This window comes from Glaciecola petra (genome assembly GCF_031846345.1).
Taxonomy (GTDB): domain Bacteria; phylum Pseudomonadota; class Gammaproteobacteria; order Enterobacterales; family Alteromonadaceae; genus Glaciecola; species Glaciecola petra.
The window spans coordinates 1,756,825-1,778,460 of record NZ_JAVRHX010000001.1 but is presented as its reverse complement, the minus strand read 5'-3'; the positions used below and the strand labels follow the sequence as shown (position 1 = coordinate 1,778,460).

At 39.7% G+C, this 21,636-nt stretch carries 20 protein-coding genes; 7 read left to right on the top strand and 13 right to left on the bottom strand.

What is annotated here, in order from left to right; all coding sequences use genetic code 11:
• Positions 1–226: 226 nt before the first annotated feature.
• From RM552_RS07855 to RM552_RS07830, 6 genes are all read left to right on the top strand, one after another.
• Positions 227–1,036 carry a bacteriorhodopsin-like gene (locus tag RM552_RS07855; protein WP_432277186.1) on the top strand — a complete coding sequence of 270 codons (810 nt, stop codon included), beginning with the start codon at positions 227–229 and terminating at the stop codon, positions 1,034–1,036.
• Between the two features lie 87 nt (positions 1,037–1,123).
• A complete protein-coding gene (locus RM552_RS07850; protein ID WP_311368207.1) occupies positions 1,124–1,975 on the top strand; it encodes a polyprenyl synthetase family protein in 852 nt (283 codons plus the stop codon).
• Positions 1,920–3,449, top strand: a complete 1,530-nt coding sequence (crtI, locus tag RM552_RS07845; protein WP_311368206.1) for a phytoene desaturase family protein — start codon at positions 1,920–1,922, stop codon at positions 3,447–3,449. The genes RM552_RS07850 and crtI overlap by 56 nt, the downstream gene beginning before the upstream one ends.
• Complete coding sequence (locus RM552_RS07840) at positions 3,442–4,359, top strand: phytoene/squalene synthase family protein (protein WP_311368205.1); 918 nt, start codon at positions 3,442–3,444, stop codon at positions 4,357–4,359. Before crtI ends, RM552_RS07840 begins: the two co-directional genes overlap by 8 nt.
• 9 nt (positions 4,360–4,368) lie before the next feature.
• Complete coding sequence (locus RM552_RS07835) at positions 4,369–5,532, top strand: lycopene cyclase family protein (protein ID WP_311368204.1); 1,164 nt, start codon at positions 4,369–4,371, stop codon at positions 5,530–5,532.
• Positions 5,533–6,414, top strand: a complete 882-nt coding sequence (locus tag RM552_RS07830) for a Brp/Blh family beta-carotene 15,15'-dioxygenase (protein WP_311368203.1) — start codon at positions 5,533–5,535, stop codon at positions 6,412–6,414.
• A 12-nt stretch (positions 6,415–6,426) separates the two neighbouring features.
• Here RM552_RS07830 and idi read toward each other — a convergent pair whose 3' ends face one another.
• The 11 genes from idi to hisG form a co-directional block, all read right to left on the bottom strand.
• Entirely contained in the window at positions 6,427–6,981 is a 555-nt protein-coding gene (gene idi, locus RM552_RS07825) for an isopentenyl-diphosphate Delta-isomerase (RefSeq protein WP_311368202.1), read from the bottom strand.
• Between the two features lie 113 nt (positions 6,982–7,094).
• Entirely contained in the window at positions 7,095–8,816 is a 1,722-nt protein-coding gene (locus RM552_RS07820; protein ID WP_311368201.1) for a bifunctional diguanylate cyclase/phosphodiesterase, read from the bottom strand.
• Positions 8,817–9,120: 304 nt separating this feature from the next.
• Positions 9,121–9,588, bottom strand: a complete 468-nt coding sequence (locus tag RM552_RS07815) for an Hsp20 family protein (protein WP_311368301.1) — start codon at positions 9,586–9,588, stop codon at positions 9,121–9,123.
• 184 nt (positions 9,589–9,772) lie between these two features.
• Positions 9,773–10,390 carry a bifunctional phosphoribosyl-AMP cyclohydrolase/phosphoribosyl-ATP diphosphatase HisIE gene (gene hisIE / locus RM552_RS07810; protein ID WP_311368200.1) on the bottom strand — a complete coding sequence of 206 codons (618 nt, stop codon included), beginning with the start codon at positions 10,388–10,390 and terminating at the stop codon, positions 9,773–9,775.
• A gap of 41 nt (positions 10,391–10,431) precedes the next feature.
• Positions 10,432–11,205 carry an imidazole glycerol phosphate synthase subunit HisF gene (hisF, locus tag RM552_RS07805; RefSeq protein WP_311368199.1) on the bottom strand — a complete coding sequence of 258 codons (774 nt, stop codon included), beginning with the start codon at positions 11,203–11,205 and terminating at the stop codon, positions 10,432–10,434.
• Positions 11,187–11,924, bottom strand: coding sequence for a 1-(5-phosphoribosyl)-5-[(5-phosphoribosylamino)methylideneamino]imidazole-4-carboxamide isomerase (gene hisA / locus RM552_RS07800; protein WP_311368198.1), 738 nt, complete (start codon positions 11,922–11,924; stop codon positions 11,187–11,189). The genes hisF and hisA overlap by 19 nt, the downstream gene beginning before the upstream one ends.
• Positions 11,925–11,926: 2 nt before the next feature.
• Positions 11,927–12,541: an imidazole glycerol phosphate synthase subunit HisH gene (gene hisH, locus RM552_RS07795; protein ID WP_311368197.1), complete on the bottom strand. Its 615-nt coding sequence runs from the start codon at positions 12,539–12,541 to the stop codon at positions 11,927–11,929.
• Positions 12,542–13,612, bottom strand: a complete 1,071-nt coding sequence (gene hisB, locus RM552_RS07790) for a bifunctional histidinol-phosphatase/imidazoleglycerol-phosphate dehydratase HisB (RefSeq protein WP_311368196.1) — start codon at positions 13,610–13,612, stop codon at positions 12,542–12,544. It lies immediately after the preceding gene.
• Entirely contained in the window at positions 13,609–14,847 is a 1,239-nt protein-coding gene (hisC, locus tag RM552_RS07785; protein ID WP_311368195.1) for a histidinol-phosphate transaminase, read from the bottom strand. The genes hisB and hisC overlap by 4 nt, the downstream gene beginning before the upstream one ends.
• Positions 14,840–16,156, bottom strand: coding sequence for a histidinol dehydrogenase (hisD, locus tag RM552_RS07780; protein WP_311368194.1), 1,317 nt, complete (start codon positions 16,154–16,156; stop codon positions 14,840–14,842). The genes hisC and hisD overlap by 8 nt, the downstream gene beginning before the upstream one ends.
• A gap of 4 nt (positions 16,157–16,160) precedes the next feature.
• Positions 16,161–17,060 (bottom strand): ATP phosphoribosyltransferase, encoded by a 900-nt coding sequence (gene hisG, locus RM552_RS07775; RefSeq protein WP_311368193.1) that lies wholly within the window; start codon positions 17,058–17,060, stop codon positions 16,161–16,163.
• Between the two features lie 566 nt (positions 17,061–17,626).
• On the opposite strand from hisG, the gene RM552_RS07770 reads away from it, so the two are divergent.
• Positions 17,627–18,580, top strand: a complete 954-nt coding sequence (locus tag RM552_RS07770; protein ID WP_311368192.1) for a hypothetical protein — start codon at positions 17,627–17,629, stop codon at positions 18,578–18,580.
• Between the two features lie 67 nt (positions 18,581–18,647).
• On the opposite strand, the gene RM552_RS07765 is transcribed toward RM552_RS07770, so the two are convergent.
• Both RM552_RS07765 and RM552_RS07760 read right to left on the bottom strand, forming a co-directional pair.
• Complete coding sequence (locus RM552_RS07765; protein WP_311368191.1) at positions 18,648–19,859, bottom strand: glycosyltransferase; 1,212 nt, start codon at positions 19,857–19,859, stop codon at positions 18,648–18,650.
• A gap of 33 nt (positions 19,860–19,892) precedes the next feature.
• The gene (locus RM552_RS07760; protein WP_311368190.1) at positions 19,893–21,629 is read right to left on the bottom strand and encodes an SLC13 family permease; all 1,737 of its coding nucleotides are present in this window, start codon (positions 21,627–21,629) and stop codon (positions 19,893–19,895) included.
• Positions 21,630–21,636 lie beyond the last annotated feature (7 nt).

Genomic DNA, 21,636 nt, shown 5'->3' with positions numbered 1-21,636 from the left:
AGAAAAATTAAATAATAAAAACAATAACATAAACATAAAGTGTCATCATGGTATTACTCTTTTGTAAACAATTGTTGTCAGGTAAAACTGAGCATTATCAACGTTTAAAACTCACTAATAAAACTTTTTTTTAACATATGTGTATAAAAAATCACCAAAGGATTCCTGTGAATATTCACTAAGGCATGCTTAGGTCTATTAAAAACAACTCAAAAAGAGAATAACCATGAAAATAAAAGAATTGTTAAATACGCTCGATTTCAGCGGTAAAACAAAAATGTTTTTTGCATTTGCTTTACTGATGATCCTGCCTGGTACTGCGTTAGCAGCGGGCAACCTAGAACCAGACGATTTTGTAGGTATTTCGTTTTGGTTAATATCGATGGCACTGATGGCTTCTACAGTATTTTTCTTGTGGGAAACCCAAAGTGTAACCGCAAAATGGAAAACCTCATTGGTAGTTTCAGCATTGGTTACGTTTATCGCAGCAGTGCACTATTTTTACATGCGTGATGTATGGATTGAAACCGGCACCTCTCCAACAGTATTTCGTTATATCGATTGGCTGTTAACGGTTCCTTTGCTAATGATTGAGTTCTATCTGATCTTACGTGCTATAGGTGTAGCCACTGCGGGTATTTTTTGGAGATTATTAATCGGTACCCTAGTAATGCTTATTCCTGGGTATCTTGCCGAGGCAGGATACATGAACATTACCATTGGATTCGTGATTGGAATGCTAGGTTGGTTCTATATTCTTTATGAAATATTTTTTGGTGAAGCGGGTAAAGCTGCAGAGCAAAATGCAAGTCCTGCAGTAAAGTATGCTTACAAGGCAATGCGCTGGATTGTTACCATTGGTTGGGCAATCTATCCAATCGGTTATGTGGCGGGCTATATGCTTGGCGCAGCCTCTCCAGAAGCACTAAACATCGTCTACAACCTTGCTGACCTAGTGAATAAAGTCGCATTTGGTTTATTGATTTGGTATGCAGCAACGTCTGAAAGTCAGTCAGTTTCGCCTGCCGCTGAGTAAATTCATATTGATGAGTTTACTTAAATAGAACATAGCCAACCTAATACCTAGATTGTGATAGGTTGGCTTTTTTATTAGAGAAAAGTCATGAAGAACGTAAGTCTAATATCAAAAAACATTATAAAAGACATACTCGTACTGACAGAACAGCACTTACACAAGTTTGTAGAAAATGATGCAGCCGCTATCTTTCACCTTTCGTCGGGTGGTTCAAGGACGAGAGCTAAAATATGCGTTCATGCCGGCATCCAGTTAGGATTAGATACTAATGACATTATCTGTTGTGCTTCCGCTATCGAACTTTTGCACAATGCGTCACTAGTCCATGATGATTTACAGGACGGTGATGAAGTTAGGCGAGGTCAACCAGCTGTTTGGAAAAAGTTTGGCCAACCGAGGGCTATTTGCACAGGCGACGCAATGATCAACGCTGCCTACGCAGCTATTGCTGATATTAAAGATGTCCATACTATGCGTGCAGCACTGCTCGAAATGACAAAAGCGGTAGGCGAAACGGTTCAAGGTCAAACCATGGACCTCGACAAAGAGCAGATTATTGACTCAAAGCAATATGAAGAAATCGCAGCAAGAAAATCCGGTCCGCTGTTTAGACTCGCACTATCTATGCCAATGATTCTAAGTCATCGCTTTGATTTATTAGATAGCGTCAATTACATCGCTGCGAAGTTTGCTATTGCTTATCAGATACATGATGACATGGGTGATTACCAAAGCGATAAGGGGTCCAACACTTTAAACATCGTTAGTTTACTAGCTAATCAGTCGTCTGACGAGGACGCAATGTTTATTGCGAAAAACCGTGTTAAATACTTACTCATGATGTGCCAAAAAGAACTCGCATTATTACCTAATAACTGCGCACTTGAAGTCAGAAAAGTGGCAGAGGAACTTATACAAAGCGTGGAGAGAAATTATTAATAATGCAAATGCTGTAGTCATTGGTGGTGGTTTTGGTGGGATAGCTTCTGCATTGAGATTGCGGGCAAAAGGTTACTCGGTCACATTGGTTGACCAATGCGAGCGTTTAGGCGGTCGAGCCCAGCAATATGAGAAAGATGGCTTTGTATATGATGCCGGTCCAACAGTGGTGACTGCGCCATTTCTATTTGAAGAGTTATTCGAATTATTTGATAAGCAGCTATCAGACTACATCAACCTCGTTCCAGTAGAGCCATGGTACAGATTTGTATATCCCGATGGTTCAACCTTTGATTATGGTGGTACAGTAGAAGATACGCTAGCGCAAATTAGAGCTATTAGTGAAGAAGATGCACAGGGTTATTTAAACTTGCTTGAACAAAGTAACGATATTTTTGAAGTAGGATTTACTCAGCTTGCTGACCAGCCGTTTGATAAAATAACAACAATGCTAAAACAAGTGCCTGCATTAATACGTTTAAAGTGTTATCGGAGTGTTTGGCAAATGGTATGTGCATTTTTGAAACACGATAAGCTACGTCAGGCGTTTTCTATACAACCTTTACTCGTCGGGGGTAACCCGTTTTCAACGACGAGCATCTATAGTCTTATTCATTTCCTTGAGCGAAAGTGGGGTGTGCATTTTGCTATGGGTGGAACTGCCGCAATGGTCAATGGCTTTGAGCAATTGATGCGTGAAGAGGGCATTGATATTCAACTCAATACCAAGGTAACAGGCCTTGAAATAGCCAACAAGAATATAACAGCAGTTGTCACTGAAAAGGGCATCCTTTCTTGCGATAAGGTGGTGTCGAATGTCGATCCTAAACACCTATATACCAAGTTAGTTCCACGTAATGAACAAAACATGGGCGCAAAGCTTAAGACAAAATATGCAAGCTTATCGATGGGTTTGTTTGTACTGTATTTTGGTACCGATAAAAAGTATGAGTCAGTTGTTCACCATACTATTTGGCTTGGCAAGCGCTACCAAAGCTTACTGGATGATATCTTTGACAAGAAGATATTAGCAGACGACTTTTCATTATATCTACACAGGCCAACAGCTACCGATCCAAGTTTGGCGCCAGAAGGCTGTGATTCATTTTATGTGCTGTCACCCGTGCCAAATAATTTGTCAGGCATTGATTGGGAACAGGAGAAAGAAGCATACGCAGATAAGGTGATAAAAGCTTTAGAAGAGTCAATCATGCCCGGGCTAACGCAAAGTCTGGTGCACAGAATTATTAAAACGCCTGCTGACTTTGAGAATGACTATTCTAGTGTAAGTGGAAGCGGTTTTTCTATTGCGCCTACCTTCACGCAATCAGCATGGTTTCGCTTTCACAACAAGGCGGAAGGGCCGAGTAATCTTTATCTTGCTGGTGCTGGTACTCATCCGGGGGCAGGATTGCCAGGTGTATTATCGTCAGCTAAAGTAGTTGATAAGTTGATTGAGTCCAGCAATGCATAACATCAATAGTCGAGCAAACGCTATCGACTTGCTAAAACAACATGGTAAGTCTTTTAATTTTGCGCGTTGGTTTTTAGAAAAAGATACCGGCATTGATGCCGCTCGACTATATGGTTTTTGCCGTGTAATAGACGATATTGTGGATGAACCAAAAAATGGTAATCTTCATGATGCGTTAAATGAGCTGCACGAAATTGAGCATGGCATTAAAAATAACACTAGAACTCATTTACTTGTGCAAGATTTTATCGCGTTATGTGAACAACATGATATCAACAGAAGGCACGGGCTTCAGCTCATTGAAGGCGTACAAATGGATTCTGAAACTGTAGCCTTGCAAACACAAGAAGACCTTATTCAATACGCCTATTTAGTCGCTGGTGTAGTTGGTTTAATGATGTCTCCAATCTTAAAGGCACCGGCATATGCAAACTCTTTCGCTGTTGATTTAGGTATAGGTATGCAGTTAACCAATATCGCCAGAGACGTGCTTGAGGATGCTAAAAATGGACGGCGTTATATTCCCGGTGATTGGGTTGACAACATGACAGCAGAATCTATAGCCAATCCAAAAAAAGAGCAAAAAGCGCAAGTTATTGGGGCGGTTAAACGCTTATTAGCGCTTGCAGAACGATATTATGTAAGTGGCATAAACGGCATTTCATACATACCAAAGAAGAATCAGCTAGGTATTTTTGTAGCGGCAAATGTTTACAAAGAGATAGGCAGAGTTATTCAAGAACGCGGCTACAACTACACAGAGGGTAGATGTGTTGTTCCTAAGGCCCGAAAGTTGAAAGTTGCGCTACGCTGTATTGTCGAAAGCTTCAATTTAAGCGCTTCGTTACAGCCACAAGCACATGAGTCTGTGCTACATTATGCAATCAAAGATTTGGTCGATATTAAATGATATTGTGAAATGAGTACTCATTACGATTTGATAATCATAGGTGCAGGGGCAGCTGGTCTTTCGTTTTTACTTGCACTAAATGAACGCGCTTATCGAGGTCGGGTACTAATACTAGAGGCTAAATCGGGATTTAATACCAATAAAACCTGGAGTTTCTGGCAGCAAGAGGATATGCCAGATTACCTTAGCAAAATTATCAAACGTCAATGGCTAATTTGGCGTTTCAGTTACCAAGATCAATCAATCGAACATGAGTGCCAATCTCAAGCTTATTCATGTATTGATGCTAAAGATTTTTTTGAACTTGCGGAGTATGTTGTTTCATGCAACGATAATTTTAATCTTGAATTTAACCAAACGATTGATAACTTGACGCAAGAAGAGACATGCGCAAGTTTGTATACAAGTGGTATAAAATTTACTGGCAATGCAGTCATAGACACTAGAATTAGCCCAATGCAAACGCCGAAAAACGCAATGTATCAGTGTTTTTATGGCATCGAAGTGACAACAAAAGAAGCCTGTTTTAACGATAAAAAAGCACTGGTAATGGAAAACCTCAAACACGATGATATCGGCATTGAATTTTTATATGTATTGCCCTTCAGTGAAACACATGCGTTAGTTGAGTACACTTGTTTTGATACCTCACCCGCCAGTGAATGTTTGCTTCAACAAAGAATACAGACCGCACTCAATGCATTAACTGATGGCAAAGGTTACACGCTTGTTCGTAGTGAAAACGGTGTATTACCTATGTTCAACATCGATGATTCGTCATCACCCAGTACAAGTATCATAGTTAAAGGGGGGATTGCCGGCGGAGCAATGAGAGCCTCGACGGGGTATTGCTTTTTACCCATTCAGCGATGGGCATCTGCGTTGGCAGATGAGTATTGTGCCACAAAAAAGCTACGAAAAATTGCACCTATTACTCAGCTATACCGATGGCTTGACGACGTTTTTCTTACGGTCATCAGTCGTAATAAGGAAAAGGGCCCAGAAATTTTTTTTAAATTTGCCAAAGGGATGGGTGCAGCTTCATTTGCTAGATTTATGAGTGAAAAGGCAAGCACAAAGGATTTGCTTAGAGCGATCATAATAATGCCAAAATGGCTGTTTTTAAAGGGACTGATTGTTTACTTGTTTTCGTATTACAAGCGAAGAAAATAAATGCCTAATAATAGCGTCTCTAAATTTTATTCAACTTCGGTTGCGCTAGTATTCATCATGCTAGCGTTTAATGTAGCGTTGCCCGATACGGTAGCCGCTTTGCTATTTCTATTAGCGATTATTACTATTGGTATCCCTCACGGAGCTTTAGATTTTTATATCGCTAAGGGTTTGAAAACTAAACCATCAATACAGTGGCAAGTGGCTTTTCTCGGACTGTATGTTTTTGTCACTCTTATTAGTATTTCAATTTGGTTAATGTTCCCAGCCTTTGGGCTGTCTGTATTTTTGCTCATTTCTGTTTATCACTTTTCTTCAGATTGGGCCAAACTGCTGCCAAAAAAGATAGCGCTCGCGTTTGCAGCGGTTGTGCTTTGCGCACCATCACTAGTCTATAAAGCTTCTATTATTGAGAGTTTTACCAAGCTCTTAGTACCCGAAGCACACGCAACTTTAATTAGCCTAGCAATGCAGCTTTTAGCAATATTGAGTTTTGTATTTTTACTCGTACAAATCAAAAAACTATCAAAGGAACTAAGAAAAATAAAATGGCAGATTATAGAGATCATGGGTTTGCTTTTAAGTGCGGTTTTATTACCACCTCTAGTGCATTTTGTGTTGTATTTTTGCTTACTTCACTCAGCGAAGCACTGGTTAGCAGTATCGCAATCGCTGGATTTGAACTTTAAGGGAATGGTACTAATATCAGCACCAATTGTTTTGGCAACGGTTGTTGGCGGCTCGCTTGCTTGGTGGTTGTTACCAAACAGTGCACCAATGACTGATATTTTAAGATTGGTATTCATTGGCTTATTCGGTTTAACTGTCGCGCATATGGTGTTAATTGATGTTTGGCAACGCCAGCAATCATTGCAGCACTAGAGTTTCAATCATTTAACGATTAGCATGGTCTCTAACACGTTTGTATACCTTTGAAAACCATACGGTAAAGGTTTCAGGTGCATTTTTTAATACATCATCAATTTCATTTTGATGCCACCATCTAACATTGCGTACCTCTTCTGGGTTGAGGTTCATAGTGAGACTAGTTGGCTCTGCAGCTATGATTGCGTCGTATTCGTGCTCAATCATATTATTATCTAAGGACTCTCGATAGATAATATTTCCAAGGTGGATAAACGACATTTTATCTTTGATCCCCAATTCCTCGTTTAGTCTTCTTGTCGCGGCAGTGAAAATAGGTTCGTTGGGTAGAGGATGAGAACAACAGGTGTTGGTCCACAGTCCACCACTATGATACTTATCGGGTGCCCTTTCTTGCAGTAAATAATGCAAGCCATCTTCATGATGCTGGTAAAACAAAATAGAAAAAGCGAGATGAAGTTGCCCTTTTTCATGAGCACTTATCTTTTCCGCATACCCGCAGTTTTTGCCTTCAAGGTTTACAAGTTGTACCAGTATTTTTCGGTTTTCGACTGCACTGCCCATAATAAAACTCGCTTTTTTATATTTAAACGAGTTATCGCCCGATTCCGATTAATTAAATAATTTACATGTACAGTCTAATGCTAAGCTCAAAAAAAAGTGGCATAGTAAACCGCTCAGTTAACACACTTTAAGTGATAGCGCTTTTTTTCTTTCATACTTTGCATGTAAACTTCGGCTGCTTCCTTGTCTAAGGTTTTAGAATAGTAAAACCCTTGTGCTTCTTGGCAGCCCAATAGTAAAATAAGTTCATGCATTGAGCTGGTTTCAATGCCTTTAGCAACTGTTTTAGTACCTAGCTCTTTTGCTAGATGCAATATATTTTTAAACAGTTTTTGGTTTTCTTCGTTTTCCACCACACTTTGTAAGAAAAGAGGGGCAAATTTTACTTTGTCGAAATGAAAACGATTCAGGTTTTTCACTGAAGCATGGCCTATGCCGGAATTATCCAGCGTGACAACAACTCCTAGTTCTTTTAATGCTTCAAGTATTTCTATTACTAGCAGTTCGTCTTGGTTAAAAACTGATTCAGTAATTTCTATTTCAAGTTGTTCTGCTGGTACTTGATATAAGGCAAGTAAGCATTTAATTGTTGCAGTTAGATCGAGTTTATCCAGTTGTAGGTAAGATATGTTAATAGATATTCGGAAGTCATAAAACCCCCTTTTTTTCCATTTAAATAACTGCTTAACCGTACTTGCAATAACCCATGCCCCCAGTTTATTTATTTGCTTGCTGTCTTCTGCTATCCCAATAAGCGACATAGGATTAACGTCGCCTAATAATGGACTGTCCCACCGAATCTGTGCTTCGTAGCAATTAAAGGAGTAATCGTGCAAGTTAATACGTGGGCGAAACTCAAGTCTAAATTGTTCTTCGTTTATCGCATCACTGAGTAATTTGCCAATTTTCAGCCGATTGACATTTAGGCTACTCATTTGCCCGTTGTATAGAGCAATTTTGTTCTTCCCATTATTTTTTGCATTATACAAAGCAAGGTCAGCGCTTTTAAATAGTTCTGCGGGCGAATGTCCGTGTTCAGGATACTGCGCAACACCAACACTTACCGAAACATTGACATCATTACCTTGAATGAAAAAACTGGTCGCAAAAATGTCAGGAAGGGTCTTGACCTTATCAAGAGGCGTTTCGGATAATTCGAGTTTATTGATAACTAATACAAATTCATCTCCACCAAGGCGGGCAAGAAAATTTTTGGAAAGGTCGATTTTGTTGATATTTACACTATTTAGCATTTCTATTTTCAAGCTACTTTCAATGCGTTTAGAAACCGACTGCAGAAACTTATCGCCTGCAATATGCCCTAAAGAATCGTTAATTTGTTTGAAATTATCAAGATCTAAAATTGCTACCGTAAAGTGTTTGTTTTGTTGTTTTGATTTACGAACCTTTTCAGCTAAAACTAATTCAAAGAAATGCCGATTGGGCAGATTTGTTAAGCTATCAAAATAGGTGAGTTTGTTTATGGATTTATTTTGATGTTTGATTTGGTTTCGCATTTGTATGATTCTGCGCGACAAAGCACCTAATTCATCGTCTTGCTTTAATGGAGAAAGGGCAATCTCCGTTTTCCCAAGCGTAATGTTAGTCGCTATTGACTGCATTTCTTCTATTGGTTTCAGCAAGGCTTTGTTCATATAAGCAAACACCATTATGACGATTATAAAGGTTGCTATACACATTAATAAAAAGGTTTTATTAATCAGCTCTGTTTGCTCAGTAAGTCCGGGACCAGCATATGCGTATATACCGAAAATTATTATTGGGATAATTGCAATTGCTAGTAGGGGAAGGAAAGTTTTAGCTCTAAGATTCATCTTTACTTTCTGGTCCTGAATTGCGGGTGTGAACACATATATTAATTTGCGCGCGAACAAACATGGCTTGCTTTTCAGGTAAGCAGCAATAACACATGGTATTTATGCGTAGACAATTTTCATTCTGGATAGTGTGCTTCATATTTGCCTTGTTCCCATTGCAATATGTATATAGCGGCTAAATAGCTAAAAAGTTGAGTAAATTTAGGTAGTTAAATTGTTGTCATTCAAATAAAAGAAAAAGAGCGCTAGGTTGTACACCGAGCGCTCTGCAGGTAGGGAAACATGATATTATTTTTTGAGTTTATTCGTTCTCATATAGTTTGCTTCCAATCTCAATTCTTTTTGCTTTTTGTGCCTCGGGCACAACTCGCTCAAGATCAATATGTAGCAAACCATTCTGTAAATCAGCCGTAAGCACTTTTACATTATCACCCAACTGAAATTTACGTTCGAAGTTTCGCTCAGAAATTCCTTTGTGCAAAAACTTTCGCTCACTTTCGTTTTTGCTCTTTTGGTTTTTCGTATCGCTACCGCTTTCTTTAGTACCCAGCACTTTGAGTGTGTTTTCCTGCACCTCAATTACTACGTCTTCTTTTGCGAACCCGGCAACTGCCATGGTTATACGATATTTGTCCTCGTCCAACAGTTCAATGTTGTACGGTGGATAGGTTTGTTGTTTTTCTTGGCGAGATGCCGCGTCGATCATAGACGCTAAGTGATCAGAGCCAATAAATGAACGGTAAAGTGGAGATAAATCGATAGTACGCATGGTCATATCCTTCCTATTAAGCAATATGTTAAATGTTAAATTGTTGCTGACTACAACCCGACCATTCGGCGTTGTAATCGTTGTGTGGCCCCTAATGGCTGCCACAATTAAGATATGTGGATAGCGTATTTATTTTCAAGTAAATAAATAAAATAAATTATATCTTTATGAAAAATATAAAGTTTTATTTTTGTCTTTGTTGCAAAACGGTAATTGCATCAGACAAACTGAGCTTACTTGCTTGAAGCAATACGATGAGATGGTAGAGCAAATCTGCAGACTCATTTTTGAGTTCTTCTAAATCACCAACGGTAGCTGCGAGCGCTGTTTCAACGCCTTCTTCACCTACTTTTTGGGCGATTCGTTTAATACCACTAGCATATAAACTGGCTGTGTAGCTCGATGAAGCAGGCGCTGACTTTCTTGATGCAATTAAAGATTCCAATTCAGCTAAAAAACCGAGTTTAGTTGAGTCAGCGTTATGCCAACATGAGGCAGTTCCGAGGTGACAAGTGGGCCCGTTGGGCTTAGCTAATACTAATAGGCTGTCCAAATCGCAATCGGCGCTGATATCAACTAGTTCAAGGGTATTTTGGGAGCTTTCACCTTTAGTCCAAAGTCGTTTTTTGCTTCTGCTAAAAAATGTCACTAGCCCTTTATTTAAGGTAACATCGACTGCTTCTTGGTTCATGTAGCCCTGCATAAGAACTTGCCCAGATCGCGCATCTTGTATGATACACGGCATCAGGCCATTCATTTTATCCCATGCTAAGCTTGTGCTATTTTCAATGGTAATTTTCATTTTAGCTCTTTATCTAATTTACTATGCCATACTGTTTATGGTTAAAGGCGAATTGCAATTTTTTGATTGATCAAATGCGACTTTAACTCGTCCATATCAATGATATTCTTATGGAAAACTGACGCAGCTAAGGCACCATCCACATCAGCCTGGGCAAACACATCAACAAAATGCTGAATTTCACCCGCTCCACCAGACGCAATTAGCGGCACCTTACATGCTTCACGAATAAGCTTAAGCTGAGCAATATCATAACCATTTCGAACGCCGTCCTGATTCATACAATTAAGCACGATTTCTCCCGCACCGCGTTGTTGTACTTCTTTTATCCAGTCGATGGTTTGCCATTTGGTTTTTTGGGTACGACTCTCGTCACCAGTAAATTGATATACTTCATACTGACGGGTCTCTTCATTGTAAAAACTGTCTATACCAATCACCACACATTGTTGTCCAAATGTGTTATATAAGTCGGTGATAAGCTCTGGGTTAAGCAGAGCAGGGCTATTTACTGAAATTTTGTCAGCACCCATGGCTAATATGCGCCCAGCGTCTTGAACTGATTTTATACCGCCAGCAACACAAAATGGTATATCGATGACTTGCGCTATTTTACTGACCCAGCTTTTATCGACCACTCTCTGGTCACTAGACGCGGTAATATCATAAAATACCAATTCATCAGCACCAATTTCAGCATAGCGTTTTGCAAGAGGCACAATGTCGCCAATAATCTCATGGTTACGAAATTTTACTCCTTTTACCACCAGCCCGTCTTTTACATCGAGGCATGGTATTATACGTCTTGCCAACATTTAATCGCCTCCTCAAGTGTAAATTTTCCTTCAAGTAAAGACCTGCCAAGAATCACAGCTTGTACTTTACTCGGTTTTAGCGCATTGATATCGTCTAAATTTCCAATACCACCCGAGGCCTGCCATTGAATATCCTGATATGTCCTAACCAGTGATTGGTAAAGGCTATGGTTAGCACCTTGCAGGGTGCCGTCGCGGCTTATATCAGTGCACAATACGTGTTTTAGTCCACATTTTCGATATAGGGTAATAAGATCATCAATGCTCACCCCTGAATCATTTTGCCAACCATGAGTCGCGACAAATTTGTTGCCGTGTTCATCGATATTAATGTCTAAAGCTAATACAATTTTATCAGGTCCAAACTCTTTAAACCAACCAGTGACAGTCTCGGTGTCACTGACAGCCAACGATCCAATTACGACTCGTTCAACCCCTGCATTCAATAAATCGAGGACATCTTGCTTGGTTCTTATGCCACCACCCGCTTGAAAACGCATAAGTCCGGTTGCTATCATTTTTTTGATCAGAGGTATCTGTCTTTTGCTGGGGTCTTTAGCCCCGGTTAAGTCAACAATATGGAGGATTTCTGCACCCTGTGACGCATATAATTTGACCACCTCAACAGGATCTAATTCGTATTGTGTCTTTTGTTTGTAATCACCTTGATAAAGGCGAACCACATTTCCTTCTATTAAATCGATAGCAGGTATTAGCATGCTTATAACCTAGAAAAGTTTTTTAATAATTGTGCACCGGCGTCGGAGCTTCGTTCTGGATGAAACTGTACACCAAAGAAATTGTCTTTATTGATTGCGGCAGAGAAAGGTTTGGCATACTCACTTACTGCAAGGGTATATTCATATTCTGGCACTGCGTAGCCATGCACAAAATAAAAATAAGCGCCATCATCTATACCATCAAACAGTGCATTACTGTTAATACTATGAACTTTATTCCACCCCATATGTGGCAAACGTAGTTGTCCAACTTGCATTTTTTCGACCGTACCCGGCATTAATCCTAGCCCTTGAGTATTTTCATTTTTGCCCAAGTCACATTCTTGCGACTCCTCTACCATTAGTTGCATGCCTAAACAAACACCTAAAACGGGCTGAGTTAGATTTAACAAACAGTCTTTAAGATTTTTCGCGTGAATACTTTTCATTGCAGCAGGAGCGCTACCTACACCAGGTAAGATAACTCGTTGAGACTTGGCTATGACCCTTATGTCGTCAGATACCTCAGCTATAATACCTAAACGTTCTACCGCAAATTTGACAGAAGCAATATTAGCACAACCAGTATCCACAATAGTTAGAGCAGCTTGCGACATTTAAAGGGCTCCTTTAGAGCTCGGTAATACATCACCTTGTTTATTGATTGCTTGTCGAAGTGCGCGTCCAAACACTTTAAATAGGCTCTCTACTTGATGGTGGGCGTTGCCTTCGGTAGTAGACAAATGTAATGACAGACCCATTGACTGAGCAATAGAATAAAAAAAGTGCGAGACCATTTCTGTCGCCATTTCACCAACTTTTTCACGCGTAAAATCAGCGTTAAACTGCAAATGTGGTCGATTTGAAATATCTATCAAACATTCGGCCCTGCATTCATCCATAGGTAATGCAAAGCCAAATCTTGCAATGCCTCGCTTATCTCCAAGGGCTTTCTTAAGTGCTTCACCCAGCGCTAATGCGGTATCTTCGACACTATGATGGTCGTCTATATGAAGGTCACCAACGACTTGTAAATTTAAGTAAAAACCAGCATGAGTAGCAATTTGGTCTAGCATATGATCAAAAAACCCTATGCCAGTATGAATATCTGACTTGTTTTGACTGTCTAGATTCACTGTGACGCTAATTTGAGTCTCTGACGTTTTGCGAATGACTTCAGCAATACGTGGAGACTGCGTTAATAATTTTGTAATGGCATCCCAATTATTATCTTTAGGGCCGTATTTGATACCTTTAATTCCCATATTATTGGCTAATTGAATATCAGTGTCACGATCGCCAATAACACAGGAGCGCTGGAAATCTACTTTACCTTTTTGCAAATAGTCACTAACTAGACCCAATTTAGGCTTGCGACAACTGCACTGGTCACTATCAAAGTGGGGACATATTAATACCTCATCAAACTTCACACCTTGTGACTCAAATATCGCCATCATTGCATTGTGAGGCGTCTCAAAATCTTTTTGTGGGAAGCTATTTGTGCCCAATCCATCTTGATTAGATACCATCACTAAAGAATACCCTGATTGTTGAAGTGCTAATAGGTTGGGAATAACCTTCGGTTCAAATACTAGTTTTTCGAGACTATCTAGTTGTTTATCGATGGGAGGCTCTTCGACCAAGGTACCATCTCTATCGATAAATAATATTGCTTGTTGGCTCATGAATTGGCCTCTTTTTGAATTTGGTTAAAAAACGTCTTAATGAGTGCTAGTAGTTGTTGATTTTGAGTTGGTGTACCAACTGTTATTCTTAAACAATTATTAAGTAATAACTGCTTTGATTGGTCGCGTATAAGCATACGATTTTCCACTAAAAACAGCATTAATTGTTTATTGTTATCACTTCTAAACAAAACGAAATTGCCACACTGCTTACCCACTAGTTCAACCTGATCAATGCTTTGTAAGGCCTTTGTCATTTTATCTAATTCTGACTTGAGTGATTGTACCCGGTTAAGCATAACATCACGAGTCGATTGGCTGAGTGCTTGAGCCGCTATTTGTGCAACAGGGCCGGGCACAGGATAGGGTGCGATTACTTTCAACAATATCGTTTTAATTGCTTCTGAACAAAGCACAAAGCCACAGCGAATACCGGCGAGAGCATAGGCTTTGGAAAGCGTTCTTAGAATAACCAAATTATCGAATTGATTTAGAAGTTTTTGCTTGCTGCTACAAACACTAAATTCGATGTACGCTTCGTCAACTACAACAATACAATTCTTACTGCTAGCTTGTAAAATAGTGACAAGGTCTGATTCGTTGATCAAGGTACCTGTTGGATTGTTAGGAGAGCATAAAAATACAAGCTTAACATTTGAAGAGCTTTGTAATGTGTTAACTATGCCACTAGTATCGAGTGAAAAATCATTCTCTATTTTACTAGATTTACTTTCTTTTATACTGTTTTCAAGTAGTGGAACTTTGAGTGTATTAACAGCAAAAGTATCAGCACTTATTTTATACATACCATAAGTTGGTGGGCATATTAAAATAGCGTCTGAATTGGGTTTGCAAAAAGCCCTGATGAGCAGTTCAATGCCCTCATCAGCCCCGCGTGTAATAACAATATTGTCTTTGCTTATATTGCTGACATTAAAAAACGAATTTGAGTACTGACTATAAGCAAGCAAAACATCATCTGGTTGACAGTCTGGATAGCGATTCAATAGATCACTATTGAGTGTATAGTGCTCAGATTCAGGTGCTTCATTCGCATTTAGCCAGACCTTAGTTTGTCCACTATTGGATGCGTCTTCACTGGCTGAAAATAGCCGGCGAGCGGATTCGTATGGCGTTAGCTTATTTACATGATCATTGCATAAGCTACTTAACCAGTTTCCATCGTGAGTATTTTCGAATACTTGGTTAGTTTGTGAAGCCTTGAGTTTAGACATTATTAGCATCCTGTTTTAAGCGAATACTCACTGCATTTGCATGCGCATCTAAGCCTTCTGCCATCGCTAAATTGACAATAGCACTAGAAATATTGACTAAGCCTTGTTGGCTAATAGTTTGCACAGTGTATCTGCGCATAAAATCAAGTAAGCCGAGACTAGAATAATTGCGCGCAAAGCCATAGGTAGGCAAAACATGGTTAGTACCACTAGCGTAGTCACCCGCTGATTCAGGCGAGTACGGTCCAACAAATATTGAACCCGCATTTTTCACTTTATTGCCAATATGCTCGGCATCTTTGGTTTGAATAATTAAATGTTCTGCGGCATACAAATTGGTAACATCTATTGCTTGTTCTATGTCATCAGTCACAATAAAGCGGCTATTGTTCATGGCTTTTTCAGCAATTGATTTGCGGTTCAACATGGCAAGTTGTTTATTAATTTCCGCCTGTACTGATAACGTCCATTCGCCGTCGTCGCAAACTAATATCGCTTGAGAATCGCTACCATGTTCAGCTTGCGATAGTAAATCAGCAGCAACAAAAGCTTGGTTGGCATGTTTATCAGCTAATACTAACACTTCGGAGGGACCAGCAGGCATATCAATAGCCGCACCAAAAGCTTGTTGACTAACTTGTTGCTTAGCTTCAGTCACAAAGCTGTTACCCGGTCCAAATATTTTGTCGACTTTGGGGATGCTTTGGGTTCCATAAGCCATTCCAGCAATGGCTTGCGCGCCACCGCACATAAATACTTCAGTGATACCGCATTTTTGTGCCGCATATAATATTTCAGCGGCAATTCTCCCTTCGGATGAAGGCGGTGTACACAGGATTTTCCTGTCGCAGCCAGCCACCTGTGCGGATACACCTAGCATCAATACCGTTGACGGCAGAGGTGCTGTGCCTCCTGGAATATACAAGCCTACCTTTTCAAGTGCTGAATGCTTTTGTTCGCATAGGACCCCAGGTTGGGTTTCTATCTTAATATCTTTAGGAAATTGCGCGGCATGGAAACGGTGTATATTATCATAAGCCAAATCAATAGCGGTTTTGACATTAGCCGGTGTCGTAGATGCAATTTCTGTAATTTGATTTTGTTCGAGTTTTAAATGAGTCAACCTGACTTGGTCAAATTTTTCGGTTAAGCGGCAAATCGCGACATCACCTTCTGACCTCACTTCACTGAGAATAAGACTAACAGCTTTTTTAACGCTCGCTGAATCAGCCAAAGCTGGACGAGCAAGGGCGTTTTCGCGCTCGCTTGCCGAGGATTTTTGCCAAAAAATAGGACTGGGTAGCTTCATTGTTTTATGCCATCATTTTTTCAATGGGTAACACAAGAATAGAACTGCAGCCTATTGCTTTTAGTTTTTCCATTGTTTCCCAAAAAAGAGTTTCTGAACTCACCACGTGTACCGCGACTCGATTGTCTATACCAGATAGAGGTAATACGGTTGGGTTTTCGACGCCGGGCAATAAAGATTTTACTTGTTCTAAGTATTCTTTTGGTGCATGTAGCATGATGTATTTGCTTTCTTTTGCTTGCAACACGCCATCCATACGCGGCAACAATCGTGCTATCAAGGCTTGTTTTTCTTCTGACAAAGCTCCGGACTTTTGAATCAACACTGCTTTTGAAACAAAGACCTCATCTTTTTCAGTTAGTCCGTTTGCTTCTAGTGTTGCGCCCGTTGATACGAGATCGCATATCGCATCGGCTACACCGGCACGCGGGGCAACTTCGACCGAGCCTGTTAGCATTACCGCTTGGGCGTTGATGCCTTTATCTTTAAAAAAGCGCTCTAATAAATATGGATAAGTCGTGGCAACTTTTTTACCTTCTAAAGAGGCGAGTGATTGGTAATTAAATTCGTTAGGGACGGCAATAGACAAACGACAACCACCATAGTCAAGTCGACGTAAAGTAATAAAACTCGCTGTCTTATTAGCGGACTGTCGTTCAAGCATCTTTTCTTCTAACTCATTTTCTCCAATAAAACCCAAGTCGGCCACACCGTCCATGACTAGACCCGGAATATCATCATCTCTAACGCGCAGCAAGTCTATATCTTGGTTTGTGCTATGAGCAATTAAAAGACGATCTCTGATTTGAAGTTTAATACCTATGGCTTTTAAAAGTGCGATGCTGTCATCACTCAAACGACCAGATTTTTGCACCGCAATGCGGAGTCGATTACTATTGCTCATACTTCTTCCTAAATGTTTGACGTTATCATACGTCTAGTCTACTTATTTTTGGGTTCATCTAAGGGCTTTTAAAAAGGAAAAACCCCCGAAAGTTTCCTTCCGAGGGCTTCAAATTATATTCAACGCCAATGGAAGGGTGCAACCTTCCAAGCACAGTCCTGAAAGGCTAAGTGCTTAAATGATGGTGATGATTAAAATTTGTTATATTATTCATATTTCCGAAAATTCGCGATATTGTGTTCAACGCCGCAAATAGTATAGAAAGTTGGTGTTATTATCAATATATAGAATGGAATATTTTATAACTATCATAAATGATGCTTTTGTTACTTGGTCAAAGTAAGCATTTGAGAGATTGGATAGCATGTTTCTTCTTGTTCTCAATACTGTCAAGAATTTTTACAAATTTTTCACATTCAAAATACATCATTAGTTAACTATATGAAAATATTAATATAAAAATAAAGGAATATTTTTTGCTTGATATGATTTTGCCATGTAAAAGCAGTCATGATATACACCATGAAAATGGAAGCGTAAAATTATAAAGTAATGAGGGACATATTATGCAAAACAAAACAAAACTCGCCGCTTTAATCGCACTCAGTTTAGGAGCGGTAGGAAGCGTTCATGCAAACACAATAACATTAGGGCTTGACTCAAGTACAAATAGTTCAGCAGGCTCTGATTCAGACTCCGATAGCGATTCAAGTGCTGTTTCAGTGAACTCTTTCTCGAGTGCAAATGATAACGGTAATTTCGCAAGTGGTTCTGCTCGAGGTAACGATGCAGGTTGGTTTTATACAACAGCGTCAGCTTCTGGTATTTCAGCATCACACGTATCTAGCGTAACTCAGAGCTATAGCGTTACAAACGAAGGTGATGATTCGTTTTTTGATTTTGATTTCAATGTAATGAACGGATCAATTTCAGTGTTCTGTGATGACGGATACGGCGACGGTTATGGAGATGGAAATGATCGCCCAGATTTCGATTTTCCAATTGCCACAGCAACTTCGAACGTGTTGGCGGTTGACCCGCAGCCAGTAAATTGTTCCTCACGCCTAAATGCAGCCTCTTTATACGAAGCTAATATTACGCTTGACGGCAATGTTGTATGGAGTTCGGAAGCATCACTTACTATCGATAATAACGAGCTTAGTTTTGACGAAAGCGGCACCCAATCCCTGGGCACATACAATGGCGGTGGTTTCTTTGGCTGGGGCTCGCAATCATTCAATATTGACCTTGGTTTAATTGCTGCGGGGCAAACGTTTGACCTTATTTATTCAGTAACGGCTACTAGCACAATGTCGCTAGATGATCCTTTGGTCTTTTTTAACGATGCTTTTATTGTAGACGGTCGAACGCAATTTGGTGACCCAAATGGATTTAACCAGTTTTCTGCAAATATCTTTACCGCAACGCCAGCAAATGTTGTTAATACCCCGGGTACAATAGCGCTGTTTGGTTTAGCATTGGTTGGGGCGGCAGGAATGAGTCGTCGTAAAGTTAAATAGAGTGGTATTTTTCACGACCAAGTGTAAGCTGGATTAAAGGTATCTTGAATACATTGTTGTATTCAACTTAAACAATAAAAGACTCGCATTTATCAACGATTATAGACATTGCGCTTTCGTTTGAAAGTTGCGAGTATTTTTTTGCAAAATTTTGCACATTTTCACGCAATATAGGGTTTTCTATTGTAAATCTAATACCAGCTAAATAATTAGCTTTAGTGTCTCTTGGGTTAATTGCGGCACATATTTTTTGCTCGCTGAGTCTTTTTGTTAGTAACGATTGTTCTAGTTGAGTGGGTAACAGTAACATTGGTTTGCCTGCTAACAAGCCTGCTAAAACTAAGCCATGGCCTCCATGACATATTGCCATGTCAGCATTTTTTAAAACATGCTCTACTTGCACAGGGTCAGAATATAAGTGCAGATGTGGATGTTTTGCACATAAGTTTACGACTGCATGACTCGGATCTGGAACGTGCATGATACAAATTTGTTTGCTTTCGATTAAGGCGTTTAGCAAAGCATGGAAATTAGGTGCATTCTCTTTTATATAAGCGAAAATATTCTTTTTAGTTTTATGTTTGGGGAAATCTGCTTTTACACCTTTTTGAGCGTCAAAACGAGGTCCTGCATATTCTTCGGCCGGTAGCGTTCGCACTTTTCCATAGTGGTCTACTTCTGGTAATGAACAAATAAAATTTAAACTCGCTGAAAACAATTGTGAAACGCGCTCTAGTGACTCCTTTTTATGACTACCAAGCACTGTATTTAGGTTTTGTAAAGTTTTTTGCTCTCTTTCATTGCAATCGGCCTGTTGGGCTGCTGTGACGACTTGAAAGGTCGGCATAGGTGAAACATCAGGTGGGATACAAAAACCAGTGCCATATGTTACTGTTTTTATATCTAAACACCTTGCTGCTAAAACTGCGCTTGGACTGTGGTCAGCTATAATTAGGTCAGGTTTAATTAAACTAAATAAATTTATCCACGCATTCGACAAACTAACGAGGTCTTGTGTGCGAGCGTATCCTAGATTATAAATAATATCAGCATAGGTAAGTGTCAAATCGACTTTATTTGCGACTTCACGAGAATAAAGTGGTGCTTGCAATATGCTAACTGGATGGTCTCGCAGCAAATTACCGGCTGTTACGGTATTGCGAGATATCAAAGACACCTTGTAGCCTCGTTCTAACCATACATTAATAAGGGGTGTGAAACCCATAATATGGCCGTATCCTGCTCCCAGTTCCCATGTCAATACGATATGTTTTTGCATATGTGTTTAAACCTAAAGGTCTAATTTACTTGTTTAAAAATAAACCCAGACTAGCATACTCAGTACAATGATTGCGAAACATAGTGATATAGGAGCACCTATTTTTGCAAAATGAGAAAAACGGTATTCTGACGCACTAAATACCAATAGATTTGTTTGATAGCCATATGGAGAAATAAAGCTAGCGCTAGCAGCAAATGCTAGTGCAAGGGCGTATGGCATGATAGGCAATTGCATGGCAGTAACAAAGCCATAAACAAAAGGAAACATTAGCGCTGCTGCCGCATTGTTGGTCACAAACTCAGTGAGCAAAACGGTTAAAAAGTATATCAATATTAGTGCAAAAATCGGTGCGTAAGAAGGGGAGAATTGCGCAAGAAATGGCAAAAAATATGAGGTTGCCATTGCAATCAATCCAGAACTCTCAAGGGCATTAGCTAGGCTCAAGGCTCCTACTATTACGATAATTAAATTTAGAGGCAGGTTTCGTTTAATCTCAGTTAAGGAAGAAATTTTCATGACGGTTAGTGTCGCGATATAAAATAATAACCCTGTCGCAAGAGGCAATATTTGGCTAGCGGCAAGCGCAATAACTAACAAAAAGCCGAGCAAAGTTAAACGTTCTTGCAGCTGAGTCAGTTTTCTTTTGATTTTATGCTCAGAAACGATAAAGAAGTTTTTTTTAAGATTTTCCCTTCCCGCAAAATCATTGCCTGTCGCAAGCACCAAAAAGTCACCGGCTTGCAAAGTCAACTCACCCAGTTTGCCCGATATCGCCTCGCCGTCTCTTCTTATTGCGACTACTGCGGCGTCAAATAAGGCTCTAAAACCGACTTGCTTAAGTGTTTTTCCTTGGATAGTTGCACGATTTGAGATAATGACTTCAGTTAAATTATTACTCAATAATCCTGATGTTTGCGCAAACGTGGATAAACCATTTATATGTTCGAGTGTGTCAAGCTTTTGTGCATTACCACTGAAAACCAGTTTATCTCCTTTTTGAATAATATCGTCGGGTGATACAGGTGTTATCGACTTGCCTTGGCGGACAATTTCTAACAAAAATAATTCTGGTAAATTTCGCAGATGGTTTTGTTCGACACTTTTTCCAATCAATGGCGAATCAAGCTCCACTTCAGCTTCTAGCATATAAGATTTTATTTCTTGCTCACCACTTTTTAATGCAGGTAAAAAAGGGCTCAACAAAAACAACAATAAACCACAACCAAGTCCGGCAGTGAGCCCAAACAGTGTAAAATCAAAAAAGTTAAAACCTGCATGCCCATGGTCGAGTAAAAAACTGTCAACAATTAGATTGGTTGAAGTACCGATAAGCGTTACGGTACCACCTAAAATTGCGGCATAAGACAAGGGTATAAGTAGCTTTGAGGCTGGATGATATTGATTGTGTTTTAACGGCGTTATTAAGCTGGCGACCACAGCAGTATTGTTCAATAATGCTGATGCACCAAAAGTAACGGTAAATAAACGCCAGAAGCTTTTAGTGTAAGAACGGGCGACAATCGCTTGACCTAACCTAACAATAAAGGTGGTTTTGTCGATTGAATGACTCACTAGTAAAAGTAATACGAGTACTACCAAACCATTGTTTGTAAGATTGTTCAATATAGAGTCAACAGTAATTTGTTGCAAAATAACAAGGGCGAGCATGCTCATGGCAAAAATGCTCGCGGGCCTTTTTTTGCTAAAAATTAAACTCATCACGGTGCAAAGAAATACCAACATGACAAGCAATTGATCAATATTCAAAATGTTA